General features: G+C 70.5%; 32 protein-coding genes and 1 pseudogene. 9 read left to right on the top strand and 24 right to left on the bottom strand.

From position 1 onward, the window contains the following. Positions 1-15 precede the first annotated feature (15 nt). The 7 genes and pseudogenes from lepB (at position 16) to CP967_RS08680 (ending at position 4518) form a co-directional block, all read left to right on the top strand. Positions 16-780 (top strand): signal peptidase I, encoded by a 765-nt coding sequence (gene lepB, locus CP967_RS08710; protein WP_150487417.1) that lies wholly within the window; start codon positions 16-18, stop codon positions 778-780. Further along, on the top strand, positions 770-1258 hold the full coding sequence (locus tag CP967_RS08705) for an NUDIX hydrolase (protein ID WP_150487416.1): 489 nt from the start codon (positions 770-772) through the stop codon (positions 1256-1258). Before lepB ends, CP967_RS08705 begins: the two co-directional genes overlap by 11 nt. Before the next feature lie 63 nt (positions 1259-1321). After that, on the top strand, positions 1322-1630 hold the full coding sequence (locus tag CP967_RS08700; protein ID WP_003965949.1) for a DUF2469 domain-containing protein: 309 nt from the start codon (positions 1322-1324) through the stop codon (positions 1628-1630). A 372-nt stretch (positions 1631-2002) separates the two neighbouring features. Further along, positions 2003-2362 (top strand): YraN family protein, encoded by a 360-nt coding sequence (locus tag CP967_RS08695; RefSeq protein ID WP_150487415.1) that lies wholly within the window; start codon positions 2003-2005, stop codon positions 2360-2362. Then, positions 2362-2613: pseudogene (locus CP967_RS08690) on the top strand (magnesium chelatase domain-containing protein); the annotation flags it as partial. The gene CP967_RS08695 and the pseudogene CP967_RS08690, both read left to right, overlap by 1 nt. A gap of 41 nt (positions 2614-2654) precedes the next feature. Then, positions 2655-4106 carry a recombinase family protein gene (locus tag CP967_RS08685; protein WP_150487414.1) on the top strand — a complete coding sequence of 484 codons (1452 nt, stop codon included), beginning with the start codon at positions 2655-2657 and terminating at the stop codon, positions 4104-4106. Between the two features lie 187 nt (positions 4107-4293). Continuing rightward, positions 4294-4518: a helix-turn-helix domain-containing protein gene (locus CP967_RS08680; protein WP_150487413.1), complete on the top strand. Its 225-nt coding sequence runs from the start codon at positions 4294-4296 to the stop codon at positions 4516-4518. A 181-nt stretch (positions 4519-4699) separates the two neighbouring features. On the opposite strand, the gene CP967_RS33930 is transcribed toward CP967_RS08680, so the two are convergent. From CP967_RS33930 to CP967_RS08670, 3 genes are all read right to left on the bottom strand, one after another. Next, positions 4700-4858 (bottom strand): hypothetical protein, encoded by a 159-nt coding sequence (locus CP967_RS33930; protein ID WP_167535351.1) that lies wholly within the window; start codon positions 4856-4858, stop codon positions 4700-4702. A 136-nt stretch (positions 4859-4994) separates the two neighbouring features. After that, positions 4995-5411, bottom strand: coding sequence for a hypothetical protein (locus tag CP967_RS08675; protein WP_150487412.1), 417 nt, complete (start codon positions 5409-5411; stop codon positions 4995-4997). A gap of 108 nt (positions 5412-5519) precedes the next feature. Then, positions 5520-6749, bottom strand: coding sequence for a helix-turn-helix domain-containing protein (locus tag CP967_RS08670; protein WP_150487411.1), 1230 nt, complete (start codon positions 6747-6749; stop codon positions 5520-5522). A 102-nt stretch (positions 6750-6851) separates the two neighbouring features. Between CP967_RS08670 and CP967_RS08665 the strand changes: the two genes are divergently transcribed. Both CP967_RS08665 and CP967_RS08660 read left to right on the top strand, forming a co-directional pair. After that, on the top strand, positions 6852-7046 hold the full coding sequence (locus CP967_RS08665; protein ID WP_150487410.1) for a hypothetical protein: 195 nt from the start codon (positions 6852-6854) through the stop codon (positions 7044-7046). Between the two features lie 186 nt (positions 7047-7232). Further along, positions 7233-7634, top strand: a complete 402-nt coding sequence (locus CP967_RS08660) for a hypothetical protein (protein WP_150487409.1) — start codon at positions 7233-7235, stop codon at positions 7632-7634. A gap of 730 nt (positions 7635-8364) precedes the next feature. Here CP967_RS08660 and CP967_RS08650 read toward each other — a convergent pair. From CP967_RS08650 to CP967_RS08555, 21 genes are all read right to left on the bottom strand, one after another. Beyond that, complete coding sequence (locus CP967_RS08650) at positions 8365-8706, bottom strand: hypothetical protein (protein WP_150487407.1); 342 nt, start codon at positions 8704-8706, stop codon at positions 8365-8367. A gap of 26 nt (positions 8707-8732) precedes the next feature. Next, the gene (locus CP967_RS08645) at positions 8733-8990 is read right to left on the bottom strand and encodes a hypothetical protein (RefSeq protein WP_150487406.1); all 258 of its coding nucleotides are present in this window, start codon (positions 8988-8990) and stop codon (positions 8733-8735) included. A gap of 2 nt (positions 8991-8992) precedes the next feature. After that, positions 8993-9853 (bottom strand): peptidoglycan recognition protein family protein, encoded by an 861-nt coding sequence (locus tag CP967_RS08640; RefSeq protein WP_150487405.1) that lies wholly within the window; start codon positions 9851-9853, stop codon positions 8993-8995. Between the two features lie 63 nt (positions 9854-9916). Then, positions 9917-10411, bottom strand: coding sequence for a hypothetical protein (locus CP967_RS08635; RefSeq protein WP_150487404.1), 495 nt, complete (start codon positions 10409-10411; stop codon positions 9917-9919). Next, positions 10408-10890 carry a hypothetical protein gene (locus CP967_RS08630; protein WP_150487403.1) on the bottom strand — a complete coding sequence of 161 codons (483 nt, stop codon included), beginning with the start codon at positions 10888-10890 and terminating at the stop codon, positions 10408-10410. The genes CP967_RS08635 and CP967_RS08630 overlap by 4 nt, the downstream gene beginning before the upstream one ends. 11 nt (positions 10891-10901) lie before the next feature. Then, positions 10902-13337 carry a LamG domain-containing protein gene (locus tag CP967_RS08625; RefSeq protein ID WP_150487402.1) on the bottom strand — a complete coding sequence of 812 codons (2436 nt, stop codon included), beginning with the start codon at positions 13335-13337 and terminating at the stop codon, positions 10902-10904. A 3-nt stretch (positions 13338-13340) separates the two neighbouring features. Further along, positions 13341-17129: a hypothetical protein gene (locus tag CP967_RS08620; protein WP_150487401.1), complete on the bottom strand. Its 3789-nt coding sequence runs from the start codon at positions 17127-17129 to the stop codon at positions 13341-13343. Positions 17130-17232: 103 nt separating this feature from the next. Continuing rightward, positions 17233-17772: a hypothetical protein gene (locus CP967_RS08615; RefSeq protein WP_150487400.1), complete on the bottom strand. Its 540-nt coding sequence runs from the start codon at positions 17770-17772 to the stop codon at positions 17233-17235. A gap of 13 nt (positions 17773-17785) precedes the next feature. After that, positions 17786-18298, bottom strand: coding sequence for a hypothetical protein (locus CP967_RS08610; RefSeq protein ID WP_150487399.1), 513 nt, complete (start codon positions 18296-18298; stop codon positions 17786-17788). 9 nt (positions 18299-18307) lie between these two features. Beyond that, on the bottom strand, positions 18308-19294 hold the full coding sequence (locus CP967_RS08605) for a phage tail tube protein (RefSeq protein ID WP_150487398.1): 987 nt from the start codon (positions 19292-19294) through the stop codon (positions 18308-18310). A 1-nt stretch (position 19295) separates the two neighbouring features. Beyond that, a complete protein-coding gene (locus CP967_RS08600) occupies positions 19296-19514 on the bottom strand; it encodes a hypothetical protein (protein WP_150487397.1) in 219 nt (72 codons plus the stop codon). 25 nt (positions 19515-19539) lie between these two features. Beyond that, positions 19540-20010 (bottom strand): hypothetical protein, encoded by a 471-nt coding sequence (locus CP967_RS08595; protein ID WP_150487396.1) that lies wholly within the window; start codon positions 20008-20010, stop codon positions 19540-19542. Continuing rightward, positions 20010-20558: a head-tail connector protein gene (locus CP967_RS08590; protein WP_150487395.1), complete on the bottom strand. Its 549-nt coding sequence runs from the start codon at positions 20556-20558 to the stop codon at positions 20010-20012. Before CP967_RS08590 ends, CP967_RS08595 begins: the two co-directional genes overlap by 1 nt. A 12-nt stretch (positions 20559-20570) precedes the next feature. Further along, positions 20571-20789, bottom strand: a complete 219-nt coding sequence (locus CP967_RS08585) for a hypothetical protein (protein ID WP_150487394.1) — start codon at positions 20787-20789, stop codon at positions 20571-20573. Beyond that, positions 20789-21172, bottom strand: coding sequence for a hypothetical protein (locus CP967_RS08580; protein WP_150487393.1), 384 nt, complete (start codon positions 21170-21172; stop codon positions 20789-20791). The genes CP967_RS08585 and CP967_RS08580 overlap by 1 nt, the downstream gene beginning before the upstream one ends. Before the next feature lie 20 nt (positions 21173-21192). After that, the gene (locus tag CP967_RS08575; RefSeq protein ID WP_150487392.1) at positions 21193-22455 is read right to left on the bottom strand and encodes a phage major capsid protein; all 1263 of its coding nucleotides are present in this window, start codon (positions 22453-22455) and stop codon (positions 21193-21195) included. A 66-nt stretch (positions 22456-22521) separates the two neighbouring features. Further along, positions 22522-23271: an HK97 family phage prohead protease gene (locus tag CP967_RS08570; protein WP_150487391.1), complete on the bottom strand. Its 750-nt coding sequence runs from the start codon at positions 23269-23271 to the stop codon at positions 22522-22524. Further along, complete coding sequence (locus tag CP967_RS08565; RefSeq protein WP_150487390.1) at positions 23252-24499, bottom strand: phage portal protein; 1248 nt, start codon at positions 24497-24499, stop codon at positions 23252-23254. The genes CP967_RS08570 and CP967_RS08565 overlap by 20 nt, the downstream gene beginning before the upstream one ends. Further along, entirely contained in the window at positions 24496-24651 is a 156-nt protein-coding gene (locus CP967_RS33925; protein ID WP_167535350.1) for a hypothetical protein, read from the bottom strand. The genes CP967_RS08565 and CP967_RS33925 overlap by 4 nt, the downstream gene beginning before the upstream one ends. Continuing rightward, complete coding sequence (locus tag CP967_RS08560) at positions 24648-26186, bottom strand: terminase (protein ID WP_150487389.1); 1539 nt, start codon at positions 26184-26186, stop codon at positions 24648-24650. The genes CP967_RS33925 and CP967_RS08560 overlap by 4 nt, the downstream gene beginning before the upstream one ends. After that, positions 26146-26403, bottom strand: coding sequence for a hypothetical protein (locus CP967_RS08555; protein ID WP_150487388.1), 258 nt, complete (start codon positions 26401-26403; stop codon positions 26146-26148). The genes CP967_RS08560 and CP967_RS08555 overlap by 41 nt, the downstream gene beginning before the upstream one ends. Positions 26404-26469 lie beyond the last annotated feature (66 nt).

Raw genomic sequence — 26469 nt, 5'->3', positions numbered from 1 at the left:
GGGGGAAGCACCCGGATGAGCGGAACGGGACGTGCGGGCGAGGGCCGTGGCCGGCTCGGCAGTGTGTTGTCGAATGTGGCCGTGGCCGTCGGCTGCGTGCTCTTCCTCGGCGGCTTCGCCTGGGCGGCGGTGGTCTACAAGCCGTACACGGTGCCCACCTCCTCGATGGAGCCGACGGTCGACCCGGGCGACCGGGTGCTCGCCGAGCGAATAGACGGTGACGACGTCAGACGGGGCGACGTCGTCGTCTTCACCGACTCGGTGTGGGGGGCGGTCCCCATGGTGAAGCGGGTCGTCGGCGTGGGAGGGGACACCGTCGCCTGCTGCGACGAGGACGGTCTGCTGACCGTCAACGGCAAGCCGGTCGAAGAACCGTATCTGCGGCCGGCCGGCGGTTCTCCGGAGTCCCGGGACCGCGCCTCCGGACAGGACTTCTCCGCGAAGGTGCCGAAGGACGGGCTCTTCCTCCTGGGCGACGAGCGCCACGGTTCCCAGGACTCCCGGGTCCACCTCGACGACGCCGGCCAGGGCTCGGTGCCGCGCAGCGCCGTACAGGCCCGGGTCGATGCCGTGGCGTGGCCCATGCACGGCATGATCGAGCGGCCCGCCGGCTTCGCGGCACTGCCCGGCGGGGTGTCCGAAACGGGCCCCCTGCCCCTCCAGGTCCTCGCGGCCGTGCTGGGCGCCGTACTGATCCTGGGCGGGGCCGTCCACGGCCCGGTCGCGGCCCGCGCCGCCCGCCGGCGCAGGCTCCGGGAGGTTGCCGCCGGTGCCCGGTGAGACGCGCAGGGTCGCCCGGGTGGTACTGCTGGACCCGGACGACAGGATCCTGCTGATGCACGGGTTCGAGCCGGACGACCCCTCCTCCACCTGGTGGTTCACCCCGGGCGGCGGCCTGGAGGGCGGGGAGACGCGCCAGGAGGCGGCGCGGCGCGAGCTCGCCGAGGAGACCGGTATCACGGAGATCGAGCTGGGCCCGCTGCTGTGGACCCGTCTCTGCTCCTTCCCGTTCGACGGGCGGCGGTGGCAGCAGGACGAGTGGTACTACCTGGCGCGTACGGAGCGTACGGAGACCGATCCGGGAGGGTTCACCGAACTGGAGCGGCGCAGTGTCTCCGGTCTGAGGTGGTGGACCTCCGACGAACTGCTGGCGACGCGTGAGACGGTGTACCCGACCAGACTCGCCGGGCTGCTGCGCACGCTGCTCGACGAGGGGCCTCCGGGTGATCCGCTGGTTCTCGCCCCCGAATTCGTCTGATCGCCCGGGGGCGCGGGCGGCTGGCGCACAATAGGGGAACGCACGGCTGAAGGGGAACATGCCATGAGCGCCGAGGACCTCGAGAAGTACGAGACCGAGATGGAGCTGAAGCTCTACCGGGAGTACCGCGATGTCGTCGGTCTGTTCAAATACGTGATCGAGACCGAGCGGCGCTTCTACCTCACCAACGACTACGAGATGCAGGTGCACTCGGTGCAGGGTGAGGTCTTTTTCGAGGTGTCCATGGCGGACGCGTGGGTCTGGGACATGTACCGGCCCGCCAGGTTCGTCAAGCAGGTCCGGGTGCTCACGTTCAAGGACGTGAACATCGAGGAGCTCAACAAGAGCGACCTGGAGCTGCCGGGCGGCTGAGCCGGGGCCTCGGCGCCGGGGGCGGATGTCCGGCGGGCGGGGGCCGCCGCCCGGGCGTGGGCCGGGCTGGAGGACTGTCGTGCGGGTCCGGGCGGGGCCGGGCCGGGTGGTCGTGCGGGCCGGTTGTGCGGCGTGTGGGCCGGGCGGGCGTGCGGCGTGTGGGTCAGGCCGGTTGTCACGCAGGGCCGGGCGGGTCGCCGTGCGGGGCCGGGGGACTGTCGGGCGGGCAGGGCGGGCCGTCGTACGTGCTGTCGTACGGGCCGGGATCCCACTCCTGCGGGTGGCCGGGATATCCACAACGGCCGGGTTATCCACCAAGATCCAACAGTGCGGGCGGTCCGGGGCAGAGTCGCTCCCGGAGGTGGTGCCGACATGAACGCACGGGGGGCACTCGGGCGGTACGGCGAGGATCTGGCGGCGCGGCTGCTGACCGAGGCCGGGATGGACGTGCTGGAGCGCAACTGGCGCTGTCGCGCGGGAGAGATCGACATCGTCGCCCGGGACGGCGACGCGCTGGTCGTCTGCGAGGTGAAGACCCGCAGGGCGGGTGCCTTCGAGCATCCGATGCAGGCCGTCACGCCGGCCAAGGCGGAGCGGCTGCGCAGGCTCGCCGGGATCTGGCTCGACCGGCACGGCGGACCGCCGCCGGGCGGGGTCAGGATCGATCTGGTCGGAGTGGTCCTGCCCGGCCGCGGGGCCCCGGTCACCGAGCACGTGCGGGGGATGGCCTGATGGCGTTCGCACGGGCGTGCTCGGTGGCGCTGGTCGGCGTCGAGGGAGTGGTGGTGGAGGTCCAGGCCGACCTGGAGCCCGGGGTGGCGGCCTTCACCCTGGTCGGGCTGCCGGACAAGAGCCTGGTCGAGAGCCGGGACCGGGTGCGGGCCGCGGTCGTCAACTCCGGGGCCGAGTGGCCGCAGAAGAAGCTCACGGTGGGCCTGTCGCCCGCCTCGGTGCCCAAGGGCGGTTCGGGCTTCGACCTAGCGAACACTGGAAAAACCCACACCTAAAGTGCCAGGCTGTGGGCATGAGCCCCACTCTCCGAGCCGCCATCGACACAGCCGCAGGCGGACGTCAGCGCGCCGTCATCTACTGCCGCATCAGCCGCGACCGCGAAGGCGCCGGCCTCGGTGTCACCCGCCAGCGCGAGGACTGCGAGGAGCTGGCCGAGCAACTCGGCCTTCAGGTGGTCGAGGTTTATGAGGACAACGACCTGAGCGCCTACTCCGGCAAGCCACGCCCCGACTACCGGCGGATGCTCGACGACCTGCGAGACGGGCGTGCAGGCACCGTCCTGGCCTGGCATACAGACCGGCTCCACCGCTCCCCGGCCGAGCTGGAGGAGTACATCGACGTGTGTGAACCCCGCCGGGTCGAGACGCGGACGGTGAAGGCCGGTCACCTGGACCTCACCACCGCCACCGGCCGGATGATCGCCCGGCAGCTCGGCGTGCAGGCCCGGTACGAGGTTGAGCGCATGGTGGAGCGGCAGCGCAGGAAGCGTGACGAGATGGCCGCCAAGGGGCAGCACTTCGGGGGACGTCGCCCCTTCGGGTGGGAGAAGGACGGCATGTCCCCCATCGAGTTCGAGTTCGACTGCATCCGGGAAGCCGCCCAGTCCATCCTCGCGGGCGCGTCACTGCGGTCCCTCGCAGCAGGCTGGGAAGCCCGGGGGATCAAGACCAGCACCGGCAGCACTTGGAAGGGACCTGAGGTCCGCAGCATGCTCCTGCGCCCCCGAAATGCCGGCATCGTTCAGCACCGTGGCGAGGAGGTAGGGGCAGGACAGTGGCCTGCGCCGCTGGACGAGGGAACCTGGCGGTCCGTGTGCGCGGTCCTTACCGACCCGGCCCGGCGACTTGCCCCGGGCAACGAACGTAAGTACCTGGGGTCTGGGGTGTACCTTTGCGGGCTCTGTGCGGACGGCACGACGATGCGGGCCGCCACGTCGAACTCCCGGAACCCCGGGTCGGACACGCGGTACTGGGGGGCGTATACCTGCCGGGACAAGAAGCATCTGTCCCGCCGCCGAGACCTGGTTGACGATGCGGTGCAACTGGCGCTTCTGGACCGGCTGGCTCAGCCGGACGCTGCGGACCTTCTTGCGCAGCGCGAGAACCCTGTCGATGTCCGTGGAGCGCAACGGGATATGCGGGAGGCCCGGGCCACGCTGGACGAGCTGGCATCTGCGCTCGGCTCAGGAGCCATGGACATGCGCTCGTACCGGGTGGCGTCCGAAACTGCCCGCGCCCGTCTCGCCGCGGCTGAGGCGACGATGTCGCGGGCGGTCACGGTGAATCCGGTGGCAGCGCTCGTAGATGCTGACGACCCGGATGCGGTGTGGAACGAGATGGATCTGTCCCGACGGCGTGCGGCTGTGGCATATCTCATGACGGTGACGATTTTGCCGGCTCGGGTGGGTCGGCAGCCGGGTGGTGGGTACTGGGATCCGGAGTCGATCCGGATTGAGTGGAAGTAGGTGCGCCCCCGCCGTGATGGCGGGGGCGCTGTGCCTTCCGTGCAGCCTGGGGAGCGTACAGCGGAGGGCCGTTAAGGGGAGCGGAGTATTCCGGCTCTCGCATCCTGCATGATCGTTAGTTTTATGGTCAACCCTAAAGACAAATGATCATGGTGCCCGCGACCGTGGGCAGGTGTACCACCAGCCGATGCCCAACGAGCGGGTCCTCGCCCGCCGCCGTGCCATCGGCGACCGCATCCGTGCCGCACGGCTGTACGCGAACCTCACGCAGGAGAAGGCGGCCCTTCGCTCCGGGATTGGGCTCGACTCGTACAACCGCATCGAGCAGGGCCACGCCAGCCCGCGGCTGGACTCCCTGATCCGGATCGCCGACGCGATCGGCGTGCCCCTCTCGGACTTGGTCGGGGAGTAGCCCTGCCCGCGGCCGGATCGGCGGCGGCCGCGGGCAGGGAGTCAGCGCCGGGCCCGAGCCCGGTCGAGGGCGCGGGCCTCAGCGAGGCGGGCTTCGCGGGTCTGCTGCAGCCAGATCAGATTCGCGAGCACGGGATCCGAAGGCGCGGGGCGCGGGCGCGAGCGGGGACGCTTCTTTCCGGTCACTCGCCGAAATCCTCCTCGGCCTCGATGTAGGCGGCCCGTAGGTCTGCACCCTCCGTGCACGCGGTGGTGCGGCAGGCCGCGCACCCGTCAAGGTGCGCGATATATCCCCGGTACGCGGCGGCCAGAGCTATGGCCCGCGCTTCACCGGCGCTCACCGGCGGGACTCCCGCCAGGCGCGGCCCAGTCGTATGGCCGTGACGCACGGTCTACCGGCCAGGCAGGTGCCGCACGTCTCGGGGTGCCGAACATACCGCCGGTACGCGGCCTCCGGCCGGGAGATAGTGGTGGCCATCAGGACCGCCCTCCACTGTGCCGGGCCGCGAGCGCGGCATGCAGTCGCACGGGGTCGACCAACAGGCCAGAGCCGTCCGGAGGGGAAATCCAGTACGAACCCGGTGGCTCGAGGACGGAAGGACTCGGCACTGTCAGCCAGTGCCCCTCGCCCAGCAGACGGGTGCCGAGGTCGTCGGCCCATGGGGTGGCGACGGGCACGAGGAAGAACACGCTGCGCCCGACCGGGTCGTGGATGGTGGGGCCCTGAACGCCGGCGGCCGCGGCCAGGCCGTCATGTGCCGGCGCCATCACGGCGCACCAACGCCGACCGAGAGGAAGAACAACTAAGCGGGCGGCCCGCAGCCAACGCGCAGCGTGCCCTCCGTCCGGGTCCGCCTCGGCCAGCCAGGTCTCGGCGGTGATCGTGGCATGCATGAGTGATCCCCTCACTCGCGGATGAGTGAGGGGATCATCGCTCACAGCAAGGTGCGGCCCGCGCACAATGTGTGCGGATGGATTTTCACCGAACCGCTTGACAGACCATCAGACGCCAGCCCGGCGCGCGAATGCAGCCAGCCGGTCATCCTGGTGCCGGTCCATCCGCACCAGCGCGGCCGCCGTGTGCCGCACCGTCGGGTGATACCGGGTGTGCGCCGGGCTGATTCCCCGCGCCACCGCCAGATCCGCGTACGCCCCCTGTCGGTCGCCCTCTGCCAGACGGGCGGCCGCGATGTCGATGTGGTGGTGCGACGCCCGTTCCTTCGCAATGCCGGTCGGGAGCTCCCACTCCGTACGGTCCTGCTCGGCCCCCCACTCCCGCAGCCGGGCCAGGGCCCGCTCGGTGTCCCCGGAGTCGATCATGGATGCTGCTTCGTGGATCCGTACGTTCGTCGGGCCGAAGGACATCTCGTAGTGGGTGCTGTCACCGGGCAGGAGGCCGGCCGCCGCGCGGGCCTCGGCCAGCCGCTGCGCCGCCCGGCCCGGCTGCCCGTCGCGCGCTTCGAGGATCGCCAGCTTCAGCAAAACGGCGCCCTGTACCGCGATCTGTGCCTCCGTCAGCGACGCCTCGGGCGCCAGGCGCTCGATCTCCTGCTCCAGGCCCTCGAGGAGACGGCGGGCGGAAGCGTACGCACCCATGCGGATCATGGCGCCGCTCTTGAGGTACGCGGCGGTGACCTGCATGAGCGGGTCACCGGACCGGTCCGCCGCCCAGTGCACCCGCTCCACCGCGGTGAGGCTCAGGTCGTGGTAGCCCAACTTGTGCGCGAGCGAGTTCGTGGCCCGGTAGCCGCGGGCCAGCCACCAGAACGCCCGCTGCTGCTCTTCGCCCCGGGACGCCAGGGCCACGTGTGTGAGCTCGGCCAGCAGCCCCGGGAGGAGCGGCCCCATCGGGGCGTACTGCCCGTCCTGCCGCATCTGCGCGACGTGGTCCATTTCGGCAGCCAGAACAGCGAGCGGTCGTGGTGCGACGTCCAGGGTGTCGGGGTTGTCGTAGGTGAGGAGGATCCGGCGGAGCTCCGGGATGACGGATTGGATTTGATCCTCGGTTTCGCCCCCGTTGATGTAGGGCTGGCCGGTCAGTCGGTCCGGGCCGACAGCCAGCGCGCGGGCGAGCTGGGCGACGAGCCCCGGTGACGGGGTGCGTCGGCCGGACTCGACCTTCTCCAGCAGGCTGACCGAGATGGTGACCCGCTCGGCGAGCTGCCGCACGCTGAGCTGCCGCACTTTGCGGAGCTCCCGGATGCGCTCGCCAACGTGGTGGTGTGTGCTCATGCTGCCCCCAGTGCGCGACGTCGGGCTGCCAGCGTACGAGGAGAGGTGGCTGGCTGGAGGGTCGCGGGCGTGAATTTCTGGGACCGGGCGTAGGATCCCGCGGTGGCAATCGAACTCTCTGACGAACTGATCGAGCTGGAACGCGCGGCATGGGTGGAGGTGCAGGAGCACCGGCTGACCGTGCCCACCGCGGCCGCGGTGCAGGCGGCGATCACCGCCCACGCGGAAGCGACCGGGACGTCCCGGTACGAAGTCGAGGCGGCGCCGAAGCGGGCCGTCCGGCACCCGGAAGAGTGATCGCCTTCGCGGTGTCGCGAAGGTGAAAACGGCTGTCGCTTTACGGGCACCCGCAAAGTGACGGCCCGGCACCCCGAGGCTGACGCCTGACTGGGAAAATTAGGTACCCCCTTGCTTTTTTGTTAGGTACCCCCTAATGTTCTGGGTGTCGGGAGGAACGGCCTCCCGCAAACACCGGGGGAACCCATGAACCGCACCGACATCGCCGACCAGGTCCACCTCACCCTCGACGGCAACATCGACTCCTTCGACCTGGACGCGATCCTCGACGACCTTGCCGAAGCTGGCGTCACCAACAGCGTGGACGACATCGACTCCACCACCTACTGGGAGATCATCAACCGGCACGACACCGGCGCACAGGCCGAGGAGCAGGCCGAAAAGGCCCACGCCGCCTACCTCCAGGCCGAAGCCGCCTACAAGGCGGCCACCGTCGCCCGACAGGTCGCCTTCGCCACGGCCATCAACGCCATGGGGCGCGGCGGAAACGCCATCCTCTCCAAGAAGATCGGGCTGTCCGCACCCACGGTGAAGAGCATCGCCGACCGAGGCCGCGAAGTCCTTGCGGACCGGGCACCCGGCACCTGAGCCCAGGTACGACAAAGAGCCCCCTGCCCGGCGCATGGCCAGGCAGGGGGCGTACACGTTCACGGGCGGCGGCGCTCCAGCAGCGCAGCCACCTGCGGGGCAGTCGTCGGCGGTGGCTCCTCCGGGGCGCCCGTCCGCCGGCACACCAGCGCGTCCGGATCCCCGGGCGGCGGCTGAAGGCTGTACCCGTCAGGGCAGGCCGGGCCGGCCGCACCGTCCCGGCCATCCGCACCGGGCGGCCCCGCCGGCCCAGCCACACCCTCCGGGCCCGGAGGACCAGCCGGGCCAGCTGGACCAGGTGGGCCAGCAGGACCCGCCACCCCCGCGGCCCCGTCCACCCCGTCCGTACCGGGTACCGGGGGCACCGACCGCCCCGGTACCCCCTGCTCCCCGCGCGGCCCCGCCGGGCCGGACGGGCCAGCCGGCCCCGGAACCGGCACCGGCACCGCCGCCCGGTCCCGGAGGTCATCCACCGCGGCCGCCGGGTCCGGGGCCGCCGGCGTCCCGCCCTCCGCCGTAATCTGCGCGCGGAGCGTCCGCACGTCCGTCGCCAGCGTTGACACTGCATCGCCGCGCCGGTCCGCCTCGGCTGCGACGTTCGCGGTGCGCTGCGCTTCGGCGTCAATGCGCAGCCAGACCAGGACGATCGCACCGGACAGCACAGCGAGGACGGCGGCGACGGCAAGCGACCGCCAGCGGCGGGCCAGAATCCCTTCGGGGCGGTGGCGGGTCACGGGGTGGTCCTCCGTAGGTCAGCGATCTGTCGGTCGCGGTCGGCGATTTCGGTCTCCAGCCGGGCGATCTGCGCCTGGAGTGCGGCCCGGTCGGCCCTCTCAGCACGCTCGTTGGCCAGCTCGGCGTAAGCGGCGGTGAGTTCGGCGCGCAGCTCGTCCCGCTCGCGGCGGAGGGCGTCGCGCTCCTCCTGGAGGTTGTCGACCAGGCCGCCGTACCCGGTCATGACCGCACCCTGGTGGGTAGCCCTCGCGTTGGTGCGTTGTCCGATCAGAGCAGCCGCGGCCGCTGCGAGCCCGACGACGATGGTCCCGACGGCGGCGAGCGTCGCAGCGTCCACGTGCGTTCCTCCTGGTACGAGGTGGTTCAGACGCCCCGGGCCAGGGACGCGGAGTGGGTGACGGCCCGCCACCGGGCGACGAGACCCTTCACCAGGGACAGCGCGGCACCGACCCCACCGACGGCGGCGGCCTGCCACATGCCGATGTCGAACGGCGTGGTCAGCACCAGCCCGCCGACGAACGCCTGCAGGAACGTCGCGATGACGCGCTCGGCCAGGTCGCGGGCGTAGGTGCGGGCGCCCTTGATGACGGTCTCGGTGGACGGGAGCAGGGGATCGGTCACGGTCAGTTCTCCATTTCCAGGCGCACGCGGACGTCTTCCAGGCGGGTCTCGATTCGGGCGATCAGCGCGTCCACGTCGACCGCGGTGTTGCGGGTGGCGAGCGCCTCGGCCAGTGTCCGCACCGTCGCGGTGGTGGCGTCCAGCGAGCCCTGCAGAGCTCGGACTCGGGCGTGGATGTCGCGAACGTAGCTGTCCGCGGTCCAGTGGGTGTTGCCCTTCGCGGCCGTGGACGGCGACGGCAGGATGCCGTCGGTGGTCCAGATCTTCTTGACGTCGTCGGTGCTCAGCGGCACGGCGGTGGTCTCCTTCGGTGGGGTGGTGGGCGCGGGGGTCTTGCCGGTGGCGCGGGCGACGATCCCCGGAAACACCACCTCGCGGAACTGCTTGATGCGGGCCTTGCCCGGGCACGCGGTGCCCGACGTCGACCACTGGGGGAACATCGAGTGCCAGCCCATCCCCGGGTCGCTGTGCGTGCGGCAGATCCGCAGCGGGATGCCGTGCATCTGGTGCAGCCACACCCCGAGCCGGATCAGCTCCTCCACCTGGGCATCCGTCCACGGGTCCGAGCCCTGGAGGTTCGATGCGGTCTCGATACTCACCGCACCCGAGCCGTCCGGCCGCCGGTTTGCCCCCGCGTTCGCGTCGGCCCGGGTCTCCGTCCCGATGAACTGCCCGAGATCGCCCTCGTACCCGAGGGCGAAGTGGGACTCCAGATTCGTGCTGTCCCGCCAGTACTCGTAGACCCGCTTCGCGGTCCACGGGGCGATGATCGAGTGGACGATGAACTGCGTCGGCCTGATCGCGGGCTGGCTGTCCGACTCCGGTTGCAGCTCGTACTTTTTGGCCCTCGGATACCAGGCCATACGGTCCTCCAGACATGCAGAAGCCCCGGCCGGGCGGCGCGGAGCGGGCGGTGTGCGGGTGGGTCAGGTGGCGGTCTCGTACGTCAGCGCGATCGTGAGGCGGGCCCCGGCCGCCCAGGTCACCGGCACCGTGGCCGACGCCCACGACAGGGTGTGAGGGCTCCCCGACGTCGGGAAGAAGATCTGCCCGACGGTCGCACCGCCGCCCACGTTGATGTGGCCGGCGATCCGCGCGGACATCAGCACGTGGGCGTCACCCACCTGCGAACCTGTGGCCGCGGACGTGAACGGCAGGCTGAGCGCCCACCCGCCGGATCCGTAGGTGGTGGTGGAGCCCATGCTGATGTCGATTCGGACGTGGCAGGTCCGGCCGACCTTCATGTACCGGCCCGTCACGACCGCGTTGCCGTAGACGGGGTTCGACGTGGCGCCGGTCCATGCCGGGGTGTATGCCGTCCACGCGTCCAGCACGCTGTTCCACTGGTCGCGGATTTCAGCGTTGAACGTGGCACCGGTCGGGGTTTCCCCGGACGCCCAGGTGCGGGGGGTGGTCGTCACGGCTGCGGCACCTCCGGGTCAGGGTCGGCCGGCACTTCCGGGTCCGGCTCCGGCTCCGGACGGTTCGGGTTGCGGGGGTCGTCCGGATGCCACCAGAACCGGGACACCCCGAGAGCGAGGGCCGCCTGCTCGGCGGCCCCGATGTCCTCGGGCACGATCAGTGGCACCCAGTCCCGCTTGCACTCCACGCACCCGAACCGGGGGTCGCGGACGGACACGATCCATGCGGCCCGGCAGGCGTCGCACTCGGCGAGCCAGCGCCCGTCGTCGATCCGCGCGTACAGCCCGGGGTGGTCGGGAACCGTCTCGGTGGGCACGGGCACCCGGCGTGACAGGCGGTACTCCGCCCACCGGTAGATCAGCTCGGCCCCGGGAACCTGCGACCAGTCCTGTGCGGGCTGACCGCGCCGGGGCGGCGGGGGCAGGTAGTACGTTTCGGCCTGGACGATCGCGTCGGCAGGCAAGGCAGATGACGCCATGAGGTGCCCTTTCAGTAGGCGAGTCGGGAGGTGCCGCCGAGGATTCCGTAGACGGGGTCACCGATGACCCAGACGGAGTCGGTGGATGATGCACTGGTGCGGAACTGGATGACGTGGCTGCGCTCGCGGAGGGTCTCGGTGTAGCCCTCGACCGTGACCCGGAGGTCTGCGGCGGTGGCCTGCTCTGGCAGGTCGTACACGGTGAAGTACGAGCTGATGTCGGCGTCGAGGATGTCGAGGTACTCCGGCATCGTGTGCGCCTCGATCGGTACCTCTCGCAGCTCCGGCTCCGGGTCCGCGTACCTGGACACAATCCAGGACGCAGCGTCCACCACGCTGTTGTCCGACGTCTTCAAGAGGGTGAGCTGCTTCTCGTACAGCCCGTACGCGAGGATGCTGCTGCGGGCCACGACCCGCTGTGTCGCCCCGCCGGGCCGGGACGCCTCTACGGAGTTCGTGAGTTTCTGGTCGTCGTCGGCCAGCTGCACCCCCGGCTCCAGGTCGGCATACGAGATCGCGAACGCCTCGTCCCCGCTGTCGGGGTTGTAGCGCAGATCCCGGCTCTGGTACGCCAGGCCGAAGTAGTCCCGCTCGGCGTAGAGCCTGCCACTCTCGGTGGCTTCGACCTCCCGGAGCCGGGACACCACCGTCCCGCCGGCCTCACCCTGCCCGGCCACCGGATCATGCAGGGCGCCGAGGACGGTCACGGAGGTGACGCCCGCGTACCGAGCGAGACGCGCCACCCGCAGATCCGCTGTCTCCCCGGAGTACGCGGTCATCCCGGCCTCGTAGTGGGTGGCGAGGACCGCCCCGATCGGGGCGCTGGGCTGCACCGTATACAGGGCCAGATGCCCGATGCTCCCGGCCCAGAGGCGGCCAGATGCGTAGGCTCCGACCGTCAGCTTCCGCAGCTCCACCACGATCCACGGGTGGTCGCCAGAGAGCGGGGCCCCGTCGATCCACACCTGACGCAGCACCTCGTCGTACGCCAGGTGGTGCCACTGCCCGTCGGCCAGGTTGCCGGTGGAGTAGACGATGGGGCTGCTGAGGAACCCGTCGTACGACGACTCCACCTGCAAGGCCCCGGTGGCGCTCAGCGACCACACCAGCTGGTAGATGGTGGTGGCGGACGACAGCCCGAAGATCACCCGGCCAGGGGTGGTGGTCTGGAACCAGCACTCCATCATGTTCCACCCGGCGCCCGACGCGGACTGAAACTGCTGGCCCAGGTCCGAGGCCAGGTACTTCCCGACCGTCGCGGACACGGGAGTGAACAGCGGCAGCACCTCGGAAGCGGCGGCCGGCCCCGGGGCGGCCCCGAGATCGAGAGTGCCACCGCTGCTCAACTGCACGACGGACAGCGGCCCGGCCGTGGTGCCGGACAGGTCACCGGCTGACGTGCTGCCGGTGGGCTCGGTGAGCGGATAGTAGGCGAGCGGCCCCGTCGCCACGATCTCCTCGGTGAGGCACGACCGCAGCGGCGGCAGGCGGTTGAGGCGCTTGAACAGGTCGGTCGCCGAGATGGCCACCGAACTGGCCAAGCCCTCCCAGGCCACCGGCCACTCGTTGACCGTGCCGTAGAAGCGGGGCCGGATCACCGCGCCGAGGTAGTCCCACTCCACGTAGTCCCCGGTACCACCCGTACGGGCGGCCGTGAACGACAGCATCAGGACGTTGGACACAGCCCACGTCGGGGTGGCCATGGTGCGGCGAACCGTCCAGTCCCACCCGTCCCCGGACGTCTCCCAGTACACGACCCCCGAGGTCTCCCGGATCCGGACCCACAGATGATCGATGCCTGAGTACGGCAGGTCCACCGACGCGGCGTCAGAGAAGCCCACCTCGCTGATACACCGGAGAGTTCCGGCGACCGCGTTGTACTGAAAACCCAGTCGGGTCCCCGCGGTCTGGCTGTCCAGCAGCAGGTTGACCCGCACCGACGACGACCCGTTGACCGCGGGCAGGGTGGCCAGGCGCACGCCGACAGCGGAGCCGGGGAGGGTCCACTCCCGGACCGACTGTAGACCGGCTCCGGCCCCGGGGGTGACCGGGATCCGGGCCCGGCCACCCGCCGCGCCCGCGCCGCCGTACGCGTTGGCCCACAGGCTGCTCAGGGCGGGCGCGTCGAAATCGTCGCCCAGCATCGACAGCGGGTACGGGCCGCTCCCGGTCCGGGTCGGGTAGTGCACGGCGGAGACCCGGATCGGTGCGTTGCGCCGCACGAACGGGAAGAACGGCGAGTCCGGGTTACCCGGGGTGAGCGCCCCGTCCTGGTTGTCCAGGGTGAGGGTGGCCGTCCCGGGCTGTGTCTCGGACAGCTCGTCCGACGCACCCCGGGTGATGGTCACCCCCTGCACCATGTCGACGCGGGGGGTGATGTCCGTCCACGTGATCGTCCACGGGTACTGGACCAGCCCACCCCACCCCATTTCCACCAGGATTGCCACCGGCTACCTCCCCACGTTCAGGCTGACCGTCGCACCCTGCGCACGGCCGTACCGCACCAGGACCCGCTGCATCTCCCGGCCCACCGCCACCGGGTCCATCGCCTCATGCACGACGACGTTGATGTTGTAGACGACCCCGCCCACCCCGGCCCCGGCGACCGCAGGCCGGCCGATGACCGGCCGCATGCCGGACATCCGCCCGGCGACCGCGCCCATCGCCCGGTCCAGAACCGGCAGCTGGTCGACAGCGCCCTTGGCGATGCCCTCGGTGAAGTAGCCACCGGACACCGCTGCCACGGTGGACGGGCTCTTGATTCCGAGGGCCTTGCGGATCGCCTTGTCCATCGCCTTGGCGATCTTCACCATCTGCTTCTCGATGGCGTCCTGCTGGGAGTCCAGCCCCTTCAAGTACCCCTTCCCGGCGTTCTTCCCGCTGTCGTACATCACATCCGCACCCAGGCCACCCAGCGTATTTGCCGCCTTGTCGAGGTGGCCCTGCGTGGTGTTGATGGCCTTGAGGGCGGAGGTCCCCATCCCGGCCAGAGCGGACGCGTAGGCGTACCCCTGGTCCGGCCCCATGTTCAGCACCTGCTGGAGCAAGGACTTGCTGAGACCCCGCTTGGCCAACGTCTTGATGTACCGGGCGAACTGGTTGATCTTGTTGAGCTTCTGCTGCAACCCGGCCTGAATGCTGCCCGCGGTCACTTCTTCATCTGCCAGACCCAGGTTGCTGAGCCCGGCTGCGGACTTCGCGTTGGACGTCAGCTCCGCCCGGTACTTGTTCGCCGCGTCGATCCGAGCCGCGATCTTGTCCCGCGCGGTGGCCAGCGCCTGGAGCTTCTTCGTGTCCTTCGTGACCAGCGCGACCAGCTTGCTGTCCTTGCTGGTCTTGACGCCCTCCCACGCCTTCCAGATGTCGGCGACCAGGTCCCGCGCGGTGGCCTTGATCTTCTCCTTCGACCCGGTCAGACCGAGGATCAGCCCCTTCCCGACGTCCTTCATCAGGGCCTGCATCTTCTTCGACGGCGACGCGATCTCCAGCTCCGCCCGGACACCGGCCGTCACCGCCGCCGCCATCACCCGAGCCGACGCATCGACCCCAGCCGTTGCACCACGCAGCCCAGCGGACAGGCCACGACCCGCCTCCACACCAGCACCGGCCAGGCTGCCGCCCGCACCCGACATGGTGCTCGCCATGCCGAGGCGGCCCTCGTTGATCGCGGCGAGGAACCGGGCGCCGTACTTCGCGACGCTCTTGGCCCGCACGACGAACTCGCCGTTGCTGACCTGGGCCAGGATGCTGTCCGACGTTCCGGTGCCGGGGCCGGTCACCATGCCGCCGCCGGGGTAGCCGACCAGACCGCCAGACGCGTACTTCAGCGTCGACCCGTAGGACCCCGCCTTCCGGGCCGCACTGGAGTCGCCGACCGTGACATACCGGGTGGTGATCGTGACCGACTTGTCCCGCAGGTTCGCCAAGGCCCGCTCGGCATTCGCGATCTTGTTCTTCAGGTCGGAGATGTCGGCCAGCACCTTGGCCCGCCGCGAGTCCGGGACCGACTTCAGCTGGGCCTTCGCGGACCCCAGCTTCGCCTGGAGATCCTCCAGGTTGCCCTTGAGCTTCGCCGTCTTGTCCGGCGTCCGCAGGATCTGATCCGCCAGCGCCTTCGCCTCGGCCCTGTTCAGGCCCATGGCGTCAGCCGTACGAATCAAGGTGCTGCGGCCCCGGGCGTAGATCCCGGTGACCGTCGACCACGACGCACCCGACTGCCGGGCCTGCGCCGCCGCCTCGTCGGTTTTCGCCGCGAGGTCGTTCAGCGCGGTCGCCGCCGTACGGGCCTTCTCGCTGTTGAGGTTGAGCTGCCCACCGGACATGGACAGGGCGTCACGGTTGCCCTTGATCGCGGCCGTCGCAGCATCGACCGCCGCCTCGAACCCGATCATCCCGCCCAGGCCAACACGGTGCTGGTCGTTCAGAGCCTGGATGCTCTGGCGCAGCCCGTCCGCGCTGGCCTTCTGCGCGTCCAGCTTCGCCTGCACCTGCTGCGCCTGCGCACCGAACAAGCCCATGCTCTGCGCGGCCAGCTGCTGCTCGAACGCAGCGCCCTCCAGCGCCTCCTTGTACTCGGTGAGCCTGGACTCCAGACCAGACGCCGCGTACCCGGCCTCACCCATCTGCCCCCGGATCCGGGACAGGGCAGCCGCCGCCAAGTCGGCCTTCCCGGACCCCACCAGCCCCGCCAGGGACTGGTCGAGCGCCTCGACTTCCTTCTTCGCGTCCTTCAGCGAGACAGGACTGTCCTTGAACTTCTTGAAGAAGTCGTCGGTGGTGGTGGCGCCGAGGATGTGAAGGGAGGCCAAAAGGCTGCTCAGGTCCTTACCGAAGACCCTGGCCGCCTCGCCTGCGACCTTCCCGGAGTCGGCGAACCGCCCCATGGACGCAGAGAGCTTGTCGATGTCGGGGGCCGTATTCTTCCCCCGGGACGACAGCTGCTCCAGCGTGAACACCAGCAGGCCGAGACCCACACCCGCCACTGCCAACCTCGCGGTCCGGGACATCGCGCCGATACCGGCCGTCACCGCACCCAGCCGAGTCGGGGCCGCAGCCGCCGCCGCGCGCACCGCCACAAGCTCGGCGGTGAACGCGGCCAGTGCGGCCTGCCCAACGCCCATGCCAGCCGCGGCGATCCGGGCCAGCTTGAGGGCCACGACCAGCTGCAGGACAGTACTGACGGCCTCGGGAGGGATCGCCGCCGCGATGCCCGACAGGCCGCGGATGATGTCGAGCATCGACACCCCGATGCCGGACGCGCCGACGAGGACGTTCTTCAGGGCGTCCCCGATGTTGCCCAGGGTGTCCGCGACGACGGGCCCCTGAGCGCGGGCGTAGGCCATGAACTCGGACAGCCCGCCGCCCACCCGCGCACCATCGGAGGTCCGGATCAGGTTGACGAGCGCGGTGTTGACCCGGGCCAAGGTGCCCGTCGCGAAATCGGTGAACCGGCGGTTCAGCCCGTCGAGCCCGGGAGACGCCATACCGCCGGCCAGGATGGTGAGCATCCGGTCCAACTCGCGGGATGTCCCCCGCACCAGCCCCGTCGTCGCGGGCAGAGCCGCGCTGAGCAGGGACAGCCCCTTGACGACCGGGGCCAGAGTGTCCCCGGACAGGCTGGCCGACCACGCCTTGTACTCGTCCTTCAGGACCGACAGGCTGGCCGCCGCCTCCCGAGCCGCCGGAGGCAGGTCAGCCATCACCCGCGCGTACTCCACCTGCGCGGTGACAGCCTCCTGCGAGGTCTTCCCCGACTTGGCGACCGCGTCGGTGTACTTCTTCTCCGCCTCGGCAGCCTCCGTCAGCGCGAGGATCTGCGGGACCACCGCAGCAGCGACCGCACCCATCGCCACCGCGACCGCCCCGGCGCCGGCCGCGAGCGGTGCAAGGGACGCGGCCACCGGGATTGCGGCCGGTGCGAGCGAGATCAGCGACGCGACGAGCCGGCCGCCGGCCGTGGACGCCCGGTCCGCGACCGTAGACCAGTCCGCGGTGCTCTGCCGGACGCTGCCCACCGCACCGCGGGCGACCTGCGCGGCAGCTGCGGCGCTGATGAAGCGCCCGTTCAGTTCGCGGAGGCGGCCGTCCGCGCCGCGGGTGAACGTGCGGATGTCGTCGTCCGCGCCTCGGGCCGCGCGCTGGAGGCGGCGCCGGAAGTCCTCGGCGCTCTCACCGGCGCGGCGCAGGACCGGAGTCAGCCCGTCGCGCCCATCAAGGACGAACGTCAACCGCTCAGCCATCACTCACCTCCGGATTGCAGGGCCTGCTGGTGGGCGTCCATCCAGACGACGAGCGAGTAGAAGTCGTCGACCAGCTGCCGATCGACGACCGTCGGCGGCATGGTCAGGAGGTGGGCGAAGAGTCCGAGGTACTGGGCCCGGAGATCCGGGATGTCGAGGGCGAGGAGCTCGTCTGCTCGGGTGCGTCCGCCATCTCCGGCACGGCCTCGCCCGCGGGGGCTTTTCCCGCCTCGGCCTCGGCCCGGCACTTCTCGATGTAGGCCCGCGCGTGATCGGGGTCCGCCGCGCTCTTCGGCGCCCCACTCAGGGCCACCACCACCTGGTCTACGGTGACGTCCGGATCGGCGAGCCCCAGCGCGAAGCCGGCGTCGACCCAGTCCTCAATTTCATCCTTGTCGTAGAGGGTGGTCAGCTCGTCGACGCCAGGGTCGAAGTCCCCGTACCGCAGCGTCGGGTCCTGTCGCTTCCGCAGGACCCACACCACCGCCCGCATGGCGTCGAGGTCGTCTTCGGCCAGACCCTCCCGGACCTGCGGCCACGTCTTGTCGATGGTCCGGGCGACGATCGACGCCTCCGACGTCCGGAGCGTCCGGGCGTCGTACCGCTCGGGGTCCCCGCCAGCGGGCGTATACGAGATGATCAAGGGGTGCTCCTATTTATTCGAGTCGGCGGCGCACGTCGTCCAGGACGCGCGCGACCTCGGCTTGCATGCGGGGGGTGTGGCGGCGGACCGGCCCGTCCCACCACAGCGGGGTGGCCGTCTGCTGCGTCCAGCGGCTGCGGTTGCCGAAGACGGGATGGCGCAGGCGGCCCTCATTCAGGCGGGTCAGCACACCCATCGGGATGTCCGGGGGCAGGCGGCCCTTGTCGACCCAGACCCGGGCCCCCGGATTGCCGCCGGTCCGGACGCTGATCCGGATCGCCTGAGCGATCGACGCCCGCAGCGGACGGCGCGTCGGCGACGGGCCACCGCGCTTCCCCGACCCGCGGCCGGCCGACCGAATCGACAGGCCCCGAATCGAGGACTGGAGGTCATCCCGCAGCGGCTCGGCCGCACGCCGGACACGCCGCTGCATGGACGAGCGGATGTTCTCGCCGCCGGCCGCCCGAAGGCGCCGTTGCAGCTCCAGCAGCTGGCCGGTCCCGAGGATCTGCACAGAGGACGGCACACGGGCCTCCTACAGGGTGACGTCCGTGGACATGTACTCGATGGCCGTGGGGTTCGTACCGTCGTACAGCCCCGTAAAGCTGTAGGTGGGCTTGATGACGTCGAAGCCCTCGACGACCGGCGGCGCGTCGTCCAGACGGATGGCCGGGACCTTGAAGGTGATGCGCTCGGCATGAGCGCCCTCGATGATCGGACCGGTGAAGTCCCAGACCAGGGACGTCGCGGCGTCCGAGGTGTGCAGGTCGTCCAGCGTCGTGGCGACGTAGTCGGTCTCCAGCGACCCGGTGATCTTCACCTGGTCGTTCGAGATCGGCTCCTTCTTCAGCCCGGACTGCCCGGCGTAGAACCGCTCCACGGCCTGCGGACGCTCGATCTTCAGGGACACCTTCCGGATCCCGTCCAGTGCTGTCTCCGTGCCGTACGCGCCGGTCTTCACCGCCATCTGCCCGAAGTGGAACGGCGACATGGCCGGATACGTGGCGACGGCCAGCGTCTGCGTCTCGTCGCAGTCCTTGCTGTCGATCTCGAACGTGGCCAGCAGCATCCCGCCGACCTCGCACGAGAACTCGGCCGAGATGACCTTGCACCCGAGGAACGTCTTGTCCGTAACGGCGCCGGTCGTGAGCGGCACACCCTTCTGGATCACCAGACTCTTCCCCGCGGTGTCCGCGAGGATGTGCGTCTGGAGATACGCCGACGTCGCCGCCTGCTGCACCGGGGTTACCGTCGTACCCATGAGCGTCTGAAGCAGCACGCCCATGCCCTTGTTGGTGACCTCCATCTCCAGCGACCCGGACGCCTGCCGCTGCGTCACCACACGCCGCGACGACAGCGGGACCAGACGGCCCGCCGCGATGCCGGCGCTTTGAGCCGTGGTCTTCTTGAGCTGGAGGGATTCCTTGGTGAACTCGATGAACTTTGTCGGCGCCGCGTACACGCCGTAGGACGTCTCGGCCGCGATGCCGACCTGGGCGCCGAGCCCGGACCCGATCGCCATGTCAGACCTCCCTCGTCGCCGCGGACTTCACCGCGGTCGTCTTCTTCGCCGTGGCCTCGACCAGCCGCGGATCCTCGACCGCCTCCCACGTACCGGGCTGGCACACGTAGCCCTCGTACCGGGCATCCGGCACCTCGACCAGCTCATCCGGCTCGATCCGGCGGTCACCGAGCTCCGGCACAGTGACCGGCTCCGGCCCGACGTAGCGCACTCGCGCCATGGGGGTTCCTCCTCGTTGGTGATGATCAGATGCGGGCGCGGTACGCCACGGTGAAGCCGAGCCCGGCATACGCGCCGTCTGGGCTCTGTTCCTGGATGAGAGACCCGGCCGTCAGCTCCGACCACAGGACCGCCCCGCCCAGCGTCGGCGCGGCCGGGTTCCCGTCGGTGGCCCGGAGCAGGGTTTCCACGACGGCCAGCAGCTCGAAGACCCGGGCCCGGCACCACGCCATGTCGCCGCCGCCCTCACGAGTCTCGATGTAGCAGGAGATCGCCGCATTCTCATCCCGGGTCCGGGCCCCGGCGGAAGCGAACTCCTGCTGAATGTCCACCGCCTGCTCGGCCCCGGGGGACCAGCCGACATACAGCCGGTCCACCTCGGCGAAGTTCGAGGACGGCGGCGGCCCGTCGATGACCCGCACCTCGTCCAGCTCCGGGGCCGGCACGAACAGACCAAGCAGCGCGGCAATCGCGGCGGGGACCGCTGACGTCGCCATCAGCCGATCCCCGGCCCGAGCTTGTACGGCTCCAGCAGCTCCAGCACCCGGTTCGGCACCGCGTACCCGAACCCGGGGATGGGCTCGGTCACGTTGTAGTCGTCCGAGCCACCGCCACCGCGGGCCGGTCCGTTGCGGGTGCGCCACAGATGCTGGAACAGCAGCAGCGCCGCGAGCCGGATCGTGGGCGGAACCACGGGGCGCCCGGCCTGGTAGACGGCCGTCCACGGGCCCCCGCAGAACCGGGAGCGGTCCGTGTAGGCCAGGACCCCGGACGGGCCGTCCACGTGCAGCCTGGCCACGTCCACGGCCGCCCCGCCGGGCTCGGTCGGAGTGAGAGACGTCAGGGACAGCACCGGGGGGTGAAGCAGGGCCACAGCGGGGCCCTGGCCGGTCACAGTGTCGGTGACCTCCCGGGGCTCCACCACGCCTACGTAGCCCTCGATGACTGCGGTCAGCGCGTCGATGTACAGCTGGATCTCCGCATCGTGGCTGTCGCCCCGTACGTCGGTCTGCTTCTTCGCCTCGTCGAGCGTGAGGAGTGCCACGGCCGTCCCCTTCTACGTGGTGCGGGTCTCACGCCGGGCGGGCCGCTTCCGGGTCCGCTCCGACCGGGCCGCGGCGGCTTCCGGGGTATCGGGCTGCTCATCGCGGACCATCACGGCGCGGTCCCCGTCGGCCCACGCCGCCGCCTCGGCGCCGGGCAGGTCCACGACCTCACCCGGCACCCAGACGAAGCCCGGCCCCGACACGCTCGTCAGCAGTCGGATGCGGGCCATCAGTCACCCAGACCCTGGTGGAGGTCGCGGACCTCCCGCTCGGCCTGGGACTCGGCCGCCGAAATGGCCTTGTCCTGGGCGTCCTTCAGCGCCGCGACGTCCGGGTCGGGCTCCGACGAGCCCTCACCCTCCGGAGTGCTGGACACCCCGCGGGCCGCGACGTCCACCGCGGACGCGGCCTGCTGGGCCAGCTGCTCCTTCGCGGCGGCGATGGCCACGTCCTTGTCCCCGATGAACTCCGGGGCAACCTGGTCCATGCTGCCGTCCGCGCGGCGCGACGCCATGACGATGCGGTCATGGTCACCCGCCTTCGCCGCGGCCGGGTCCGGCTTGTCCTGGAGCACCGAGGAGTCGGTGCCCTCCTTCTTCGGCGTGGTCGCCATGGTGTTGGTCCTCTCCTCGATCAGGTGGCGGAGTTGCGGTACGCCTTGTACGCGGCGGTGTCCTGCGGGGTCCCGTCCGCCCGGGCGAACCCGAGGAATCCGACCTGGAGGTAGTCCGCGTACCGCTCGGCGAGACGCAGCATCTGCACGTCCTTGACGTCACGGATCAGGTAGCCCGCGAAGAAGTCGCCGAACAGGATGCTCTTGGCGTTCGCCGCCATGACGGGCATGTCCTGGTTCACGACGTAGCCGTGGCCGAGGATCCCGTCCGGGACGCCGACCTGGATCGACGGCTCCCACAGCGGGCGGCCCTGCGTGTCCTTGAGCTTCCGGACCGACGCGAGGGTGGCGTCGTTCAGCATGAACCGCTGCCGGCCGGAGGACCGGTACGCCGGGTCGATGCTGTGGATCAGGTCGATCAGGTCGTCATACGTGACCGACGTGGTCTGCCCGGTGCCGCCGGTCTTCCCGATGACCGCGTTGGTCTGGACGCCCTCCGGCTGGGCCGTGCCGGTGCCGGTAGTGAAGTGGGTGTTCTGGATACGGCCGATGCGCTCGCCGAGCTTCCGGGGCAGCCAGGTCTCGATGTCGAACGCGCTGTCCTGGAGCAGCTGAAGGCTGACGCGCACCAGCTTCGAGGTGTACATGAACGCCCCGATGTCGGCCTGACCGATCGTCACGTCCTGCTCGGTGACCTGGCTGTTCTCGGCGAGGATCGCGCCGACGTTCGCCGTGTCGTCGTTCGTCGGCCACGGCAGCGTCGCACCGGTCGACGTGGTGATGACCTCGGCCACGTCGCGCATCGCGCCGTAGAACTTCATGGCCTCGACCATCTTGGCCCGGAACTCCGGTGGCACCAGGTACCCGCCGGCCGCGCCGGTGGCGACGCCCTGGGCGCGCAGCTCCTTGCCGTCGACCCAGCCGGTCCGCAGGACCGTGCGCTCCTCGGCGGTCAGCTCGCTGGTGCCGTCGCGCATCCACGACCGGTACGCCGCGGTGTACGCCTCGACACCGGCCTCACCGCCGTGGCGGGCCCGTGCCTCCTCGGCGTCCTCGGTGTCCGCCCCGGGGGTGACGATCTGCGAGTAGTCGACGGACGCGAGGCGCTGGTGACGCTCCTCGGTCTCGATGTCCTTGGACAGCTGCTCGACGTCGGCGAGGGCCGCGTCCCACGCGGACCGGTCCTCGGCCGTCAGCGGCTTGTCGTCGCCGCGGGACTGGAACTCCTGCGCCTGCGCCCAGGCGGTCGCCCGCTTGTCGAGCAGGGTCTGAAGGTTGGGCATTGTGCCTCCCAGCACGAGTAGCCCCACCGCCATTGGCGAGGGGCTGGGAACGGGTTGTGAGAGCAGCTACCTGGCAAGCAGGTAGCGGGCGGCGAGCGCCTCCATGCGCATCGCCTGACGGCCCCCAGTGGTCTCTCCCGGCTGGGTTGCGTCACCACCCCGAGTGGGCGCGGGGCCCGGCTCGTGGCGGAAAGTCAGAAGCTCGGGCCGGTACGCAGCCCGGCGGTCGAACGCGGCGTCGTCGCCACGCGCGGCCAAGGCCACACCGACAGAGCGGAGCCCGGCGTCCGTGTCCTCGTACGCGGGGAAGGTCACGGCGGACACCTCGAAAAGCTGCACCTCGCGGATGATCCGCAGCTCGGCCTCGGCCTTGTCGCCGTCGACCGTCTCGATCTCCACCGGCTCCCAGTCGTCCTTCACGACCCGGAACCCGAAGGACATCCCGGTGATGTTCTTGTTCCGAAGGTTCACCACGAGGTCGCTCACGTACGACAGCTCCGTGTAGAGGTCCGCGTCGACCGCCAACCCCACCTGGTCCTGCGAGAGCCGCAGCGACCCGGCCGACACCCGCGACACCACCATGCGGGTGTCGTGGTCCACCAGCATCCGGGCATCACCCTCGCTGATCGTCTTCGTGAACGCCCCGGCCGCGATCTCCTCGTAGAACCCCCAGGTCAACGGGTTACCGATCGCAGTACGGGAGTTGAACACCGCCGCGTGCCCGGTGAACCCCGGGCCCCCGCCGTCGGCCGCCCGGACCTGGAGCCCTGCCGTGGCGAGGGACAGATCGCGGCGCTCAGTCGTCGTCTTCGGCATCGCTGCCCTCCTTCGTCTCGCTCGTGGTCGGATCGCTCCCGAGCGGCGCCATCGCCATCGGCTGCAAGTACATCTGGCCGGCCCCGCCGGGGATCGGCGGCAACTCCTCCAGCGCCCGAACGTCGTCCGCGTTGAAGGCGCCGACGTCCCGCATCGCCCGGTAGAAAAGGGCGCGCGCCGCGCTATCGCCGCGGAGCAGCCCGCCGACCTGGTATTTCGCGTACACCGTCTTGGGCAGGAGTTCCTTCGTGACCCGCTGCTCGGTCGGCGTCAGCCACGTCGGCGCGAGGTCCCACGTCACGAACCCCTGCGCCTGCTGCTCCAGCCCCGTGCCCCATGACGTGCTCTTCTCGGTGGCCATCAGCAGGAACGGCGGAACGCCGAACATGCGCGCCACCTCGGTCACCTGGAACATCCTCGATTCGAGGAACTGGCTGTCCTTGTACGGCATCGCCACCGGCTGGAACGACGCCCCAGAGTCCAGAACCGCCACATCGTGCGCGGCCTGCGAGCCGCCCATCTTCGCCCGCCAGTTCGCCTTCAGCGCCGCCGCCTGCTCGGCGTTCAGCCGCTGCTCGGTCTGCAAGACGCCCGAGATCATGTTGCCCGAGCCGTACAGCTTCGCCGCGGACCTCTCCGCCGCGATGCCCAGCCCGATCCCCTCGGCCGCCGCCCGGATCGGCGAGCACCCGGTGACCCCGTCGTACCCCAGCGCCGGCAGGTGCAGGATCTCCTTCGGCGTACGCCGCACCCGCGCGCCGTCCTCCGCCTGGATCCAAAACACCTTGCCCGAGGGGTTGTCCTCGGACGGCCGCTCACGGTCGACCTGCACACGGTCCGGGCGGATCGGCCACAGTTGCACCACGGCCCCGGCCCCGTTGGTGATCTTCTGTAGGTAGGCGTTGCCCCACAGCAGCCGGTGTACGTACACCAGCCGCCACAGCTCGAAGCGGGTCAGCTCCGGGTGCGGGTTCTCCAGCAGGTCGACGGACACCTTATCCTTCGTGCCGACCGTGTACGTGTGCAGCGGCAGCGACGCGCTGACGTTCGCCACGACGGACACCGCCCGCCACACCGCGGGCATCCGCAGGGAGCCGGTCTCCGTGACCGTCACACCGGCTTTCAGCGGCCCGCCGCCGCCCAGCAGCTCGGCCAGCGACGAGGACGTCAGCGGCGTCGTGGGGGACTCCACCGTGGCCCTGCGCTCGAACAATCCGAAGAGGCTCATCCCGCCTCCCTCCGCCGCGCCTGCTCACGCTCCACCGCCACCACACCCAGCACACCGGCCAGGATCAACCCGGCCGGCACCGACCACATCGCCAGCCCGCCGACCACGGCCAGCACGAACAGCACTTCCAGCACGTTGAGCAGCCCGGTCACCACAGGTTCGGTGCCCCCTCCGGCTCGACGTCGGCGCGTTCTGCGTGGCCCCACGCGGCGAGCGTGACGCCCACCAGCGGGCTGATGTCCACGGACACCCCGCGCCGGGCCCAGCCCCAACCGTCACCGATCGGCCGCTTATCCGCGCCCGCCAGTGCCGTCGCCAACGGCGCCTGGTCCAGGTGCACGATCCCGCCTTCGGCCACCCCGTCGAAGAACTGGCCGGCCGCCGCGGCAACCTGCCTGGTCTTCGGTACGAGCAGCAGCGCGTCGACCTCGTCCTCAGTGAGCCCGGCGTCCCGCAGCACCTTGCGCACGGCGGGGACCAGCGACCCGGCCGGGCCGCCCTCGTCGATGACGACCGCGCACGGTGACCACTTCACGACCAGCTCGGCCAGCCGCTCCGGCGCCCACCCGGTGCCGGGCCGGTGCTCGATGACCTCCACGTGCTTCGCGTCGCCGCTCGCCCCGGCCGCACAGATCGCCGTGTGCGACCGCTCCGGCGTCGTGTCGAGGGCGAACGCCACCGGGTCCGACATGGACGACGTACCGTCCGCCAGGGCCCGCCACACGTCCTCGTCGATGACCCGCCACGTGTCCTCCCCATCGCTGGGGTAGTCGCCAACACCGAGCCGCTCACGCGCGAAGATCTCGTCACTCATCGTCAGCCGCTCCCGCTCCGTGTGCGCCAGCGTCAGCCGGTAGCCCAACGCGGGATTGGCCTTCGCCACCGACAGCGGTGACAGCGGGTCGTCATGGTCCGTACAGCCCGGCGGGCACTCCCGCACGTGCGGGTCGATCGACCACTCCATGTACGCGAGCGACGGGTCCGGCTCGCCCCGCTCCACAGCGGCGAGCGCCCGGCGGCGCAGGCGGGCCAGCTGCTGCGACGGCGAGCCGATCCCCGCACTGCCCAGGTACCAGACTTGCGGGTTCTCCACGGCCGCCATGGTCGGCATCAGCGCGCCCATCGCGTCGTCGCCGAGGATCATGTCCTCGTCGAACATGTTGCAGTCGCCGGTGAAGCCGCGGCCGGAGCCTCCGGAGCGTGCCAGGAAACGCAGCCGCTGTCCGGTCAGCAGCTCGATCGCTTCCTCGCCGGTCGTCTGCCGGACTGCCTTCACGCGTTTCCGCAGGCTGTCACAGTTCGTGACCAGCGCAACGATGCGCCGGAACGCCTCTTTCGAGGTCTTGAACTCGTGCGCCGAGTGGAGGATCAACTTCTCGCCCAGCAGGAACAGGCCTGCCAACTCTCTGGCCTCGATGATCCCGCCCTTGCCGTTCTGCCGGGCGACGTTCACCGCGACCTCGAAGGAGGACCAGGAGCCGTCCGGGCGCTCCCCGAGGCCGACGTGCATGGCGAACTGCTGCCACTCATCGAGCATCAGGCCCGCGTAGGCGGCCAGCTCCACGGCCTCCTGGCCCGCTGAGGACGTGTACGGCGGTGCGGTGAAGACCCTCGGGCGCTGTGCGCCGCGCAGTTCGGAGGGCTGCTCAGGCGCCACGGCGCTGGGCCCGTCGATCAGCGAGGTCATCGAGGACGTCCCCCTCCGTCGCAGGCGGCGCGAGCGCGCGCAGCTTGGCCATGATCGTGTCGAGCTTGTCAGCGATGACGGCCTGTGACGTCGGAGCGTCACCGTCAGCGATCTCGTCCAGCGCCCGCGCGAGCTTGAGCGCGACAGCAACTCGGCCGGGAGCGAGGCTGGTCACGCGGAGCTTGTCAAGCTCGGCGGCGATCTCGTCGGCGATCATGAGCCACCCCTGTCACCCTCTGTCACGTCACAGAGAGTGACGCCACTAATTGGGTTGGATCTTGAA

This window comes from Streptomyces nitrosporeus (genome assembly GCF_008704555.1).
In the GTDB taxonomy this organism is placed as follows: Bacteria; Actinomycetota; Actinomycetes; order Streptomycetales; family Streptomycetaceae; genus Streptomyces; species Streptomyces nitrosporeus.
Note: the sequence above shows the minus strand (reverse complement) of the source record. Positions and strands in the feature narration are given on the sequence as shown.